Origin of the sequence: Methylophilus sp. YYY-1 (assembly GCF_029132825.1) — a bacterium.
Classification (GTDB): Bacteria; Pseudomonadota; Gammaproteobacteria; order Burkholderiales; family Methylophilaceae; genus Methylophilus; species Methylophilus glucosoxydans.
In genome coordinates, this window is sequence record NZ_WOVG01000001.1 from 964,781 (window position 1) to 977,252 (window position 12,472).

General features: G+C 50.8%; 14 protein-coding genes. 3 read left to right on the plus strand and 11 right to left on the minus strand.

Annotated elements, in window-relative coordinates; genetic code table 11:
- Window positions 1–6 precede the first annotated feature (6 nt).
- Both GOC95_RS04570 and GOC95_RS04575 read left to right on the plus strand, forming a co-directional pair.
- A complete protein-coding gene (locus tag GOC95_RS04570) occupies window positions 7–1,485 on the plus strand; it encodes a class I SAM-dependent DNA methyltransferase (protein ID WP_275356064.1) in 1,479 nt (492 codons plus the stop codon).
- 2 nt (window positions 1,486–1,487) lie between these two features.
- Complete coding sequence (locus tag GOC95_RS04575; protein WP_275356065.1) at window positions 1,488–3,206, plus strand: restriction endonuclease subunit S; 1,719 nt, start codon at window positions 1,488–1,490, stop codon at window positions 3,204–3,206.
- A gap of 1 nt (window position 3,207) precedes the next feature.
- Here GOC95_RS04575 and GOC95_RS04580 read toward each other — a convergent pair whose 3' ends face one another.
- From GOC95_RS04580 to GOC95_RS04590, 3 genes are all read right to left on the minus strand, one after another.
- Complete coding sequence (locus GOC95_RS04580) at window positions 3,208–3,663, minus strand: hypothetical protein (protein ID WP_275356067.1); 456 nt, start codon at window positions 3,661–3,663, stop codon at window positions 3,208–3,210.
- A complete protein-coding gene (locus GOC95_RS04585; protein WP_275356068.1) occupies window positions 3,663–4,274 on the minus strand; it encodes a Panacea domain-containing protein in 612 nt (203 codons plus the stop codon). Before GOC95_RS04585 ends, GOC95_RS04580 begins: the two co-directional genes overlap by 1 nt.
- Before the next feature lie 182 nt (window positions 4,275–4,456).
- The gene (locus tag GOC95_RS04590) at window positions 4,457–5,710 is read right to left on the minus strand and encodes a leucine-rich repeat-containing protein kinase family protein (RefSeq protein ID WP_275356070.1); all 1,254 of its coding nucleotides are present in this window, start codon (window positions 5,708–5,710) and stop codon (window positions 4,457–4,459) included.
- Window positions 5,711–5,900: 190 nt separating this feature from the next.
- Here GOC95_RS04590 and GOC95_RS04595 point away from each other — a divergent pair, with 190 nt between their 5' ends.
- Window positions 5,901–6,122 (plus strand): hypothetical protein, encoded by a 222-nt coding sequence (locus GOC95_RS04595; RefSeq protein WP_275356071.1) that lies wholly within the window; start codon window positions 5,901–5,903, stop codon window positions 6,120–6,122.
- A gap of 10 nt (window positions 6,123–6,132) precedes the next feature.
- Here the strand turns inward: GOC95_RS04595 and GOC95_RS04600 are convergent, their stop codons facing one another.
- The 8 genes from GOC95_RS04600 to GOC95_RS04635 all read right to left on the minus strand — a co-directional run bounded on the left by GOC95_RS04600 (window position 6,133) and on the right by GOC95_RS04635 (window position 12,354).
- Entirely contained in the window at window positions 6,133–6,696 is a 564-nt protein-coding gene (locus GOC95_RS04600; protein WP_275356072.1) for a HupE/UreJ family protein, read from the minus strand.
- 177 nt (window positions 6,697–6,873) lie between these two features.
- On the minus strand, window positions 6,874–7,527 hold the full coding sequence (ureG, locus tag GOC95_RS04605; protein ID WP_275356395.1) for an urease accessory protein UreG: 654 nt from the start codon (window positions 7,525–7,527) through the stop codon (window positions 6,874–6,876).
- A 29-nt stretch (window positions 7,528–7,556) separates the two neighbouring features.
- Window positions 7,557–8,255 (minus strand): urease accessory protein UreF, encoded by a 699-nt coding sequence (locus GOC95_RS04610; RefSeq protein WP_275356074.1) that lies wholly within the window; start codon window positions 8,253–8,255, stop codon window positions 7,557–7,559.
- Window positions 8,252–8,752, minus strand: a complete 501-nt coding sequence (gene ureE / locus GOC95_RS04615; protein ID WP_275356076.1) for an urease accessory protein UreE — start codon at window positions 8,750–8,752, stop codon at window positions 8,252–8,254. The genes GOC95_RS04610 and ureE overlap by 4 nt, the downstream gene beginning before the upstream one ends.
- Window positions 8,753–8,925: 173 nt before the next feature.
- Window positions 8,926–10,629, minus strand: coding sequence for an urease subunit alpha (ureC, locus tag GOC95_RS04620; protein WP_194748362.1), 1,704 nt, complete (start codon window positions 10,627–10,629; stop codon window positions 8,926–8,928).
- A 9-nt stretch (window positions 10,630–10,638) separates the two neighbouring features.
- Window positions 10,639–10,947, minus strand: a complete 309-nt coding sequence (locus GOC95_RS04625; protein WP_275356077.1) for an urease subunit beta — start codon at window positions 10,945–10,947, stop codon at window positions 10,639–10,641.
- Window positions 10,948–11,148: 201 nt separating this feature from the next.
- Window positions 11,149–11,451 (minus strand): urease subunit gamma, encoded by a 303-nt coding sequence (ureA, locus tag GOC95_RS04630; protein ID WP_018985924.1) that lies wholly within the window; start codon window positions 11,449–11,451, stop codon window positions 11,149–11,151.
- 36 nt (window positions 11,452–11,487) lie between these two features.
- Window positions 11,488–12,354 (minus strand): urease accessory protein UreD, encoded by an 867-nt coding sequence (locus GOC95_RS04635; RefSeq protein ID WP_275356079.1) that lies wholly within the window; start codon window positions 12,352–12,354, stop codon window positions 11,488–11,490.
- Window positions 12,355–12,472 lie beyond the last annotated feature (118 nt).

Genomic DNA, 12,472 nt, shown 5'->3' on the forward strand with positions numbered 1-12,472 from the left:
CAAACCATGAGCATTTCCAGCACTATTAAATCCATCCAAGACATTATGCGCAAAGACGTGGGCGTTGATGGCGACGCACAACGTTTAGGCCAGTTAGTATGGCTATTATTCCTCAAGATTTTCGATGACCGCGAACAAGCCTGGGAGTTGTTACAAGACAACTATCAATCACCCTTACCAGAGCCATACCGCTGGCGCAATTGGGCGGCGAATGCCGAAGGCATGACAGGCGATGCGCTTAAATCATTTATTGATAACGACTTATTCCCTGCCTTACAAAACTTGCAAGCCAAAGGCAACGACCAACGCGCCTACGTCATTCGCTCGGTGTTTGAAGACGCCTACAACTACATGAAGTCCGGCCAGTTATTGCGTCAGGTCATTAACAAAATCCAAGAAGGTGTGGACTTTAACAAAGCACAAGAGCGCCATTTATTTGGTGATATGTACGAGCAACTGCTGCGCGATTTACAAGCAGCAGGCAATGCAGGCGAGTTTTATACGCCGCGTGCCGTCACCGAGTTTATGGTGCGCATGGCAAATCCACGCTTGGGTGAAAAAGTAATGGACCCAGCCTGTGGCACTGGTGGCTTTTTAAGCTGCACTATCGAGCATGTCCGCAAGCAAGATGTAAAAACGGTTGAGGACGAAGCCAAGCTGCAAGCCAATATCTACGGCATTGAGAAAAAGCCATTACCTCATATGTTATGCACCACCAACATGATTTTGCATGGCATCGAGGTACCCAGCAATATCCGCCATGACAACACCTTGGCCCGTCCGCTCATCAGCTGGGAGCCGAAAGACCGTGTGGATGTGGTGATTACCAACCCACCGTTTGGCGGCATGGAAGAAGACGGCATCGAAACCAACTTCCCCGCCACGTTTAGAACCCGCGAAACCGCCGACTTGTTTTTAGTGCTGATTATGCAACTGCTCAAAACCGGTGGCCGTGCCGCACTGGTGTTACCCGATGGCTTTTTGTTTGGCGAAGGCATTAAAACCCGCATCAAAGAAAAACTGCTGCAAGACTGCAACCTGCACACTATCGTGCGCCTGCCCAATAGCGTGTTTGCGCCTTACACCAGCATTAAAACCAACCTGCTGTTTTTTACCAAAGGCACCCCCACGCAACAGATCTGGTTTTACGAACAACCATTGCCCGCAGGCGTCAAAGCCTACAACAAAACCAAACCCATGAAGGTAGAAGAGTTTGAAACCCTCTCCAACTGGTGGGGCAATGAGAGTGACGGCTTTAGCACCAGACAAGAAAACGAACAAGCTTGGAAAGTTAGCCTTGCCGAACTTCAAGCGCGCAATTACAACCTCGATTGCAAAAACCCCCATGTGGGCGAGCAAATCACGCACGACCCTGAAGTGCTGTTAGCACAATACCACACCATGCAACAAGAGATTGCTAGTTTACGCAACCAGCTTAAAAGCATCTTAGGCGAAGCCCTAGCCTCAAGCACACAAGGCAACTAAGCATGACCAATATTAAAAATCTGCTCACCGAGCATATGGCTATTTGGACAGCGGCAGACACCGAGAAAAAATCAGGCCGTGGCAGAGCCAGTAGCAATGGTAACAGCGTGTATGGCGTAAAAAAACTGCGAGAGTTGATTTTAGAGTTGGCCGTACGTGGCAAATTGGTATCACAAGACCCGAATGATGAACCAGCGAGCGAACTGCTTAAACGCATCCAAGCTGAAAAAGCCAAATTGATAGCCGAGGGAAAACTCAAAAAAGAAAAACCGCTTGCCCCAATTGGTCAAGATGAAAAACCGTTTGAATTACCACAAAGTTGGGAGTGGGCAAGGTTATCAGACTTAGTAAATATTCTTAATGGAAGAGCTTATAAAAAAGAAGAGTTACTTTCAGAGGGGACTCCTGTACTACGAGTTGGTAATTTATTTACTTCTGAATCTTGGTATTACTCAAATTTAGAATTAGAAGAAAATAAATACTGCAACAGAGGAGACTTACTTTTTGCCTGGTCTGCATCTTTTGGCCCATTTATATGGGAAGGTGAAAAGTCAATTTACCATTACCATATTTGGAAGTTAGATTTTTATGCGGCAGATTTGCTATATAAACGATTTCTATATACTTTCCTTCTAGAGCAAACCCAAAAAATTAAGTCTTCTGGTCATGGTGTGATGATGATACACATGACAAAGGAGGCTATGGAAAGGTTAGTCGTTTATTTACCACCCCTAGCAGAACAACACCGCATCGTCGCCAAAGTCGATGAACTGATGGCGCTGTGCGACCAGTTAGAGCAACAACACAGCAACGCGCAAGAAGCGCATGAAACATTGGTGAGCCAACTACTCGCCACGCTCACCCAAAGCCAAAACGCCGAAGAATTTAACGCCAACTGGCAACGTATCTACGCACATTTTGATGTACTCTTTACCACCGAAGCCAGCATAGACGCCCTCAAACAAACCCTGCTACAACTCGCCGTCATGGGCAAACTCGTCCCGCAAGACCCCAACGACGAACCCGCCAGCGAACTACTCAAACGCATTCAAGCTGAAAAAGTCAAACTGATAGCAGAAGGCAAACTTAAAAAACAAAAACCGCTTACGCCGATTGGTGAGGATGAAAAACCGTTTGAATTGCCGAAGGGGTGGGAGTGGGTAAGGTTAGCATCAACAGGAATTACATCAACTGGTGGTACGCCAAAAACCTCTGACACACACATGTTTGGCGGGAATATACCGTTTATAGGGCCTGGTCAGATTTCACCGGCAGGGGAACTATTAGAGGCAGAAAAGTATTTAACTGAAGATGGAATAGCTCAAAGCACCCTAGCAGAAAGCGGCGATATATTAATGGTTTGTATCGGCGGTTCAATAGGAAAAACACTACTAGTAAATGAGCGACTGACATTCAATCAACAAATCAATTGTGTAAAACCTGTTTTGGTGAATTCAAGCTATCTAAATTGTATGATGAACTCAATCAACTTTCAGCAAGAGTTACTTTTAAATGCAACGGGTTCAGCAACCCCAATTATCAACCGTTCAAAATGGGATGAGTTATTAGTTGCTCTAGCACCACTGGAAGAACAACACCGTATCGTCGCCAAAGTCAATGCTCTCATGGCGCTATGCGACCAACTCAAAACCCGCATTCAACAAGCCAACCAGCAACAACAAGCCATTGCCGATGCTTTGGTGGTGCAGGCGGTGGCTTAGTTTACGGGCAGTTTAATGCTGCGACAGTATCACCCAACAAGCGCCACTGCTTTTTAGTGATGTCGTCTTGCATTTGCATGATGCAACGTAAGGCCTCACAGAATGTGGTTTTTGGTAGGGCTTGCTCTATTAAATGCTTGCGACCCTGTTGATAATGCAATTTGAAATCGTAGGCATCTAAGGTTTTAAGGTTGCTAAAGTCTAGCCATGTTTCTTTAAAAAACTTACCACCTGGTATGCCTAAATAAAAGCCTGACCTTGGGTTGCCAATGTGACATGTAGGTGTTTCGGGTAATCCGTTGGGCTGAGAGGTGAATACTACTGTAATGGCATCTTGTGTATTTGCATCGACTGCTAAGACGAGCAGGTATTTGCGCATGCATTCGCCAGATTGCGGATCGAGGTAGTAGCAGTCATCTTGCCATATTTGGCCTGCCGCTACTGAAATTCCTGACATTAGTAATCTGCTGTGGGTTGTTGAACTGCTTGACGGGCGGCAATTAAGGCCGCTTGGTACATGTGTTGTTGTGCGCCTATTTCTAACAGGGCATCGCGGTTTTTATTGTCGTTTTGGATAGATAGCGCATAAGGGATGTATTGCTGAGCACCGCGACCATTTTGCCAAACTTTATCCCATGCGCCATTTTGCTGATGGGTAACATCTATCAATTTTTCAGACTTAGTTTTTTGATATTTTTCTGCAAGTGCAGACATGATACGCAGTTCACGTGGCGTAAATAACTCGTCGTCAAATGTAATGCCAGTATTCACTTTGACTGCTTGACGGTAATAATCAATTTCTTTTTCAAACTCTATATGCACGGCTTGCGCCATGTCTGGGCTTAAGTCTTCCCATTCTTCCATCAAATCAGTTGGAACTGGCCCAAATTTCCAAGCTTGATATTCAAAACCTGTGACGCTTTTGCCAGTTTGGCTAAAGTGCTCAAAGTCCATGAGATAAAGCAGTTTAAAGAGCTTTATCTTGCCGCAGAATTGAGTATTAGACGCAAAAAACACAATAGCGTTAATCAACTTTTGGCGTGCGTTTGATGAGATTATTTGGGACATATAATGTTCGTTTTATTCTGTTTTCTACCAATCAAACAGTAGTACAACCAGTAACGACAATTGAATGTAAGACTTAACGGACCCTATTACGCTCTTGCCCCTACGCTTATCGCCAGCCGATGGAAGGAAACACCTAAGGCACGTAACAGGAATTACCCGTCAGAACCGAATACTAATGTAGTTTAGTTTGCTAAACAAGTGTTTAGTTCACCGCGGCCACTCACAACCGCTACCAACTCCTCAGCCAACACCGCTAATGCCCTGGCTTCAAGTTTAAGTATTTTTTGCGTAAGTGCCGGGTTATCTACAGGTAAAAAAGAAGCACCGCCCAAATCGCTCAACACGACCTTTTCAGGCCCCCACAAAATATTATGCGCGTATAAATCGCCGTGCATGAGGCCATGGGCATGTAGATGCTCTGCGGCTTGCGTGATGCCTTTTAAAATAAATTCGGCTTGTTGTGCCGTGAGTGTTAAGTCATCCGCGTATACATCGCGCGTGCAGCTTTCATAGCTGGGGGGCTTGGCCAGCACTTTTATATCGGCGTCCAGCAGGGGCATGACCAAGCCATCAACGCCTTGCGGGTGATTGTGTATCACGCCTTTAACGCCGACTAAATTGGGGTGCTCGCCGGCCAGCATATTGGCGTGCATTTCACATCGTGGCAGGCCGTCGCTGGTGAGGCCACTCTTGAAGAGTTTTACTGCCACGGACTCTTGCACGTTTTTATTTTGCATTACCGCCTGGTAAGTGACGCCAGAGGCGCCCTCGCCTAACACCTGTTGCAGCGTGAGGGTTTGCCAGTCGATGTGCGGTATGTGATGTTGGCTGATTAACGCTTGCTCAATGGCATTACAAAAAGGGTTACCAGCATAGGCCAGCCAGGTGAGTTTGGGTAGGTCGAATAAAAATTCGGGCAAGGTCTCAAACTGGTTGGCAGAAATCCGCAATAACTCTAAGGCGTGGCAATTTGCCAGGCTGGCGGGCAAGCTGCTGAGCTGGTTACCTGCCAGCATGAGTTTTTGCAGCTTACTGCACTCGCCCAAGGCATGCGGCACTTTAGTCAGTACATTATCGGTGACGATAAACCAGCGTAAGGTGTGGGTGGGGATAGCGGCTTCCGGGATGTGTTTGATCTGGTTGGCTTTAAAACCAATCATGCTTAGGTTTTCGCATTGGCCCAGCACTTCTGGCAGGTGCGTAAACTGGTTGTTTGAGCAAAACAGAATGCGCAGTTTTTGCAGGCGATTTAAATCAGCAGGCAACTCAGTCAGCGCATTGCCGGACAAATCCAGAATTTCGAGGCTATCGGCTAAGTCAAAAATCTCAGCGGGGAACTGCGTTAACTGCGCACTTAATTTGAGCTGTTTGGCCCCTTGAAGTTTTCCTGCCTTGAGTTGAGCGAGGGTGTCGTCGGGCGCTGGGGTGGGTGTCATCACAATGCATGTATTTTATGGATGCGCTATGTTACTTCAATTACTTTGCAGATTTTCATCTCGGGCAGGAGATTCAGCGGCGACAAAAAACCTAGACTAGTCTCTTACAACCAGAGGTTGCATTATCTCCACCCGCTTTTAAAATACATACAATCTCTTGTACACAGTTAAATTAACGAGGGGAACGTTTATGCAAACCTTAAAAACGCGTGTTTTTAATAATGGGAATAGCCAGGCCGTGCACATTCCACGAGCTTTCCAATTAGATGTTCAACAAGTTGAAATAAGCCGTGCAGACAATGGTGATCTGGTGATACACCCCATCAAACCTAACAGAGGGGATAGGCTGATGGAAGCGCTAAATCAATTTGACGACGACTTTATTCGTGCGCTTGCAGATATTAGCGCGTAATCAACCTGTTTTAAGCCAACATCCACACAGCGCCCAAGCCCAGCATCAAGCCGCCCAGTAATTGCGTGGCTTTTTGCAGTTGCGGATTTGTCTGGCGGCCCAACACCCAGCCCAAACCATGCAGCAGAGCCGTTGCCAGCACCATGCCTGCCAAGCCTGACCATTGGTTGCCGATTTCCATGCCATGCAAATAGCCATGTGCAGCGGCGGCGATGCTGACAACACCAATTTGCACAGCGCGGTTCATTTTTAAATTACTGACCAGTAACAACCCCATGACCACAAGACTGGCCGCCACCAGGGTTTCAGCCAAGGAGACCGGCACCCATGCCATCGCCAGTGAAGCCGACAAGGCCATCACAGTGACAAACAAAACGGGTAATTGCCAGCCCTGTGCGGCTGGACGGCGCGCTGCCCAGATCCCCAGCGCGAACATCACCAGCAGATGATCCCAGCCACTGAATGGATGCATGAAGCCAGCGGCAAAGCCAGACTCCAAGCCATGGCCTGGGTGAGCAACCGCGGTGGTTGAAGCTGCGAGCGCACCTAAAAATAAAAGAATACTTTTTTTCATTGAATCTTCTCCAAACGAATTACATTGCGATGAGTCTGTCTTGCACCCACCATTTTTCACTTCGATTTCAACCCTAAAATTGGCAATGCGCGTTTGTGGCAAGGCGTATCGGCGCAGACAGTACACAGGAGTACGGCAAGCTGATACAACACCGCCACGGACGCGTAGTGCCAATTTTCAAAGCATGAGGCCTTGTTTTTCGATGAACCTGACAATGTCTTCCAACCCCTGCCCCGTCTTCAAATTACTGAAAATAAACGGTTTCTCACCGCGCATTTTTTTGGCGTCACGGTCCATCACTTCGAGCGAGGCACCCACCATAGGCGCCAGGTCTATCTTGTTGATCACGAGCAAATCAGATTTGGTAATACCGGGGCCACCTTTGCGCGGGATTTTCTCCCCGGCGGCGACATCAATCACGTAAATGGTGAGGTCGGACAATTCGGGGCTGAAAGTGGCGGCCAGGTTATCGCCACCGCTTTCGACAAACACAATATCCAGCGTCTGAAAACGTTTGCTCAGTTGCATCACCGCTTCGAGGTTCATGGAGGCGTCTTCGCGGATGGCGGTATGCGGGCAACCGCCGGTTTCGACGCCGATGATGCGCTCTGGCACCAGCGCTTCGTTGCGGGTTAAAAATTCGGCATCTTCTTTGGTGTAAATATCGTTGGTGACCACGGCAATGTTATATACCTCGCGCAAACGCTGGCACAGCGCCAGGGTCAGCGCGGTTTTGCCGGAGCCCACCGGGCCACCAATGCCCACGCGCAGCGGCTCTTTGAACTCGGTGACTTCAGGCATGGGGCTATCAAATTGGGTATGTATTTTCATCATGGGTTAAACGCTCTTTAACAAACAGGTTATGACCTGAACAAACGGCTGTACTGGGTCTCGTGCAAACAGCCCGCGATACTCAGCAATGGATTAAAGTTACTCATCTCTTCATCTGGCAGGGCCATGGCGCTGGCGACCACTTGCGGCAGCTGTTCGCCCAGCGCCAGTAAAATGGTCTGCCCGGCCACTTGGCCCAGTGGCACGGTTTTCATGGCGGCGCTGGCCTGATTTTCACACCAGCCCCAGGCGTAGCCATGCAACATATGCTCTGGCGCAATCTGCCAGTGTTGGGCGATGGCGGCATACATGGTGGGGAATGCCGGGCTCGTCAGGGTGTTGAGTTTTGCCACCAACGCAGGTGGCGTGTCTTTAAGCTCGGACAGCAGGCGACGTAGTGAATAGCCCATTTGCCGGGTTTCAGCATAGCCTTCGGCGGTATCGCGGCCCGCCTGGTAAAAATCATCCCACGCCTGCACTTGCGCCAGGTCATCGGCTTGCCAGGCTTGATACAAGCGGTAGAGCACCGGCAACTCGAAACGTGCCTGATACACCTGCAAGCTATCGCCTATCCAGGCTTGTGCGCTCGGCACATCCTTGACCTGACCGGATTCAATCGCCCACTCCAGCCCTTGCGAGTAACAATAAGCCCCCACAGGCAGCAGCGGGCTGGCCAGCTGCAGCAAGCGACTGAGGGCCAGACTCGCGTTTAACGGGCTGACACTCATTCGCTGCCCTGCCCGCTTTTCACGCGTGGGCGCAACGCTTGCAGACTGTCCTCATCATGCCCATGCCGGTGACCGCCGCCATAAGCACCTGCCTCCGGCTCAAACGGCGCCTGGACTTCACTCACTTGCATGCCTAAGCCAAGCAACATGTCACGTAACACATAATCTTGCTCCAGCCGCAGCCAGCCATCGCCAATTTGCAGTGGCACATGGCGGTTTCCCAGATGATAGGCGGCGCGCATCAAGTCGCGCGGCGTCGGTGCAATGACGTTATACACCGGCTCCTGCGCCGCCACGATCTGCACCACCACACTGCCGTCTTCAGACTGGATCAAATCGCCCCCGCGCAGAATCAGGCCGCGCGATAAAAACAGCGCCGCTTCACGGCCTGAAGCCAGGGTCACGCGCAAACGGCTTTTCTGGCGCTGGTCAAACGGCAGCTCCAGCGTGTCGTCAATATGCCCACTGAGGGCGATGCGTTCGGTTAAATGGATCATGTTTAAATACTTTATCGTTGCCGCAAATCAGCAAAAAAGTCATTCTTGCTTATCCGCCGATGAACGCAGATAAACGCCGATGTTACTTCAAAGCCCGAATGATTTTTAGCTTTTATCGGCGTGCACCTGCGTTCATCGGCGGTTAAAGTGCCTTGTTCTATATTCACCTGAAACTAGAACAGGAAATAGCGTTGTGCCATCGGCAGCACCTCCGCCGGTTCACACACCAGCGGCATCCCGTCCGCTAGCACTTCATAGGTTTCCGGGTCCACGTCTATCTTGGGCATCCAGGTGTTATGCACCATGTCCGCCTTTTTGACGTCGCGCGTGCCTTTGACCGCTACCAATGGCTTTTGCAAACCAAGGGCTTTAATTTCAGGATTTTCGAGCGCGGCTTGCGAGACAAAGGTCAGGGCAGTTTTGAGGCCGCCGCCATAGGCACCAAACATAGGGCGGTAATGCACGGGCTGAGGCGTCGGGATAGAGGCATTCGGATCGCCCATCGCTGCCGCGGCAATCATGCCCCCCTTGATAATGGTAAATGGCTTCACGCCAAAGAAGGCGGGTTTCCACACCACCAGGTCAGCCAGCTTGCCGACCTCGATCGAGCCGACCACATGACTGATACCATGTGTCAGCGCCGGGTTGATGGTGTATTTGGCGATATAGCGTTTGACGCGGAAGTTGTCGTTGCCCGCCGCATCTTCAGCCAATGGCCCGCGCTGGATTTTCATTTTGTGCGCAGTTTGCCAGGTGCGGATAATCACTTCACCGACACGGCCCATGGCTTGCGAGTCGGATGACATCATGGAAAATGCGCCCAGGTCATGAAAAATATCTTCGGCAGCGATGGTCTCACGACGGATACGACTTTCGGCAAAGGCAATATCCTCGGCAATCGCCGGGTCCAGATGGTGACACACCATGAGCATATCCAGATGCTCATCTATAGTGTTGACGGTAAATGGCCGCGTCGGGTTGGTAGAGGATGGCAGCACATTAGGCTGGCTGGCCGCCTTGATAATATCTGGCGCATGGCCACCGCCCGCGCCTTCGGTATGGAAGGTATGGATGGTGCGGCCCTTGAACGCGCCTATGGTGGTCTCGACAAAGCCGGACTCATTCAGGGTATCGGAGTGGATCGCAACCTGGATATCCATTTCATCCGCCACACTCAGGCAGTTATCAATCGCGGCGGGCGTGGTGCCCCAGTCTTCATGTAACTTGAGGCCGATGACCCCGGCGCGCACTTGCTCTCTGAGCGGTTCAGGCAGGCTGGCATTGCCCTTGCCCAAAAAGCCCAGATTCATGGGGAAAGCATCCGCTGACTGCAACATACGGTGAATGTGCCAGGGGCCGGGCGTACAGGTGGTGGCAAAGGTGCCGGTCGCAGGCCCGGTACCGCCGCCTATCATGGTGGTGACGCCAGACATCAGGGCTTCTTCAATCTGTTGCGGGCAAATAAAGTGGATATGGGTATCAATGCCGCCGGCCGTGATGATCATGCCTTCGCCGGCAATGACCTCGGTGCCCGCGCCTATGGCAATGGTCACGCCGGGCTGGATATCCGGGTTACCGGCTTTACCGATGGCAGAAATATAACCGCCTTTGATGCCGATGTCGGCCTTGACGATGCCCCAGTGGTCGATAATCAGCGCGTTGGTGATGACGGTATCTGCCACTTCGGCGGCCAGCCCCTGGCCTTGGCCCATGCCGTCACGGATGACTTTGCCGCCACCAAACTTGACCTCTTCACCATAAATGGTGAAATCCTGTTCGACTTCTACCCACAGCTCGGTGTCGGCCAGCCTGACCTTGTCCCCCACGGTGGGGCCAAACATTTCCGCGTATGCGCGTTTATCCATTTTCACTGTCATTGCTACTCCCTACTTTAAGGCGCCCATTACGCGGCCAGCAAAGCCATACACTTTGCGCGCACCCGCCAGTTTGACCAATTGCACGGTACGGGTCTGCCCCGGCTCAAACCGCACCGCAGTGCCCGCCGCAATATTCAGGCGATAGCCATAGGCCAGCGCACGATCAAACGACAAGGCATCGTTGGTTTCATAAAAATGGTAATGCGATCCGACCTGTATCGGCCGGTCACCGGTATTCGCCACATCCAGCGTGACCGTTTCACGCCCAACATTTAATTCGATGTCGCCTGCTGCGACCTGCATTTCGCCGGGAATCATATGCTTTCCTCGTTTTTAATATGCATTCTTAATACCTTTTTTTACCGCCGATATACGCAGATAAACGCCGATATTTTGTGCATCCGGTTTCGACAGGGTGTTTACACAAACCCACCACTCCAAAACCAGTGCTGGCCAAAGATGATATTGATTTTATCGGCGTGCATCGGCGTTTATCGGCGGTTTAATTTTTTGTATCTATTAGGGAATCGGATGATGCACCGTCACCAGCTTGGTACCGTCTGGGAAGGTGGCTTCGATTTGTATATCCGGGATCATTTCCGGCACGCCTTCCATCACCTCATCGCGGTTCAATAGCGTGGTGCCATAGCTCATCAGCTCGGCCACGGTTTTACCGTCACGCGCACCTTCCATAATGGCGGCGGAAATAAATGCCACCGCCTCAGGATAATTCAGTTTCAAGCCACGCGCCTTGCGCCGTTCAGCCAGCAAGGCCGCGGTAAATATCAATAACTTGTCTTTTTCTCTGGGAGTTAATTCCATAGGATTGTTCTCTGACTATATTTTTATGCACGCAGCTTATGTATTCCAAATCCGCGGTCTGACTGCGTCTTTTTGATAATACCATGGCCGCAGTAACTGCCAGCACTGCTCAAAATACTGCCTGGCCTGCTGTGAGGCCTGGCCAACATAACGGATACATAACACCTCTGGCAAAGCGGTCACGCCAGTGTTGGCATCAGGCAAAGTAATCTCGCGACAAGCTTGCAGCACCTCTGCGGGCACGGCCCCGGCACACACCAGAAAAGTACCGAACACCACCGACCCAGCCAGGCCAACAGGGCTGCTTTTTAAGAAGTCGTTAGCGTGCATGCAGGCGCGTTCATTCCAGATCAAGCGGCCAGCGCGACGGATGCGCTGATTGAGCTGATAGGCGCCGGTCTGCCAGCGTTCCTGCTGCGCCTGACGGCCCAAACAGACGATGTCCCACGCCGCAAGGGTGGCATCGCCCGCCAGATCAATCTCGGCATGAAAACCAACTTCAGCGGCATCAAACAGGATATTTTCTTGCGGCAGCCACTCGAGGCCACTGCCGGACGCCAGCTGAAAATGCAGCGTTTGTGTAGCCATCGTGCCATTGGCCTTATACCACTTGCCAGCGCCGGGGGTGGTCAGCAAGGCGTTTGCGCCCTCCCCCACGTGCACTTGCAAATGCAGCGCATCGCCCCCAGCGACCCCGCCAGGCGGATGCACAATGACTGCATGACAGACAGCTTCGCCTTCAGGATGCAGGCTTTTTTGCACCACCAACGGGCCTTTATATAAGCGGTGTGCCAGGTAAGAACGTGCTTCACGCTTGGCAAAGCCAAGCTCTAATCGAGCTTGCCAGTGTTTTGTTGCGATCGTTTGCGCTAGCGATGGTGGCGTATGCTTTAAATCATCCATAACGGCATCATGCCACAGACAAATCAGGAATATTACTTTTTAATGCTTGCAACAGAGGACACAGCGCACAGAGGAACTGCAAATTCGTTTTGCTCTGTGGACGCCGTGTCCTCTGTGG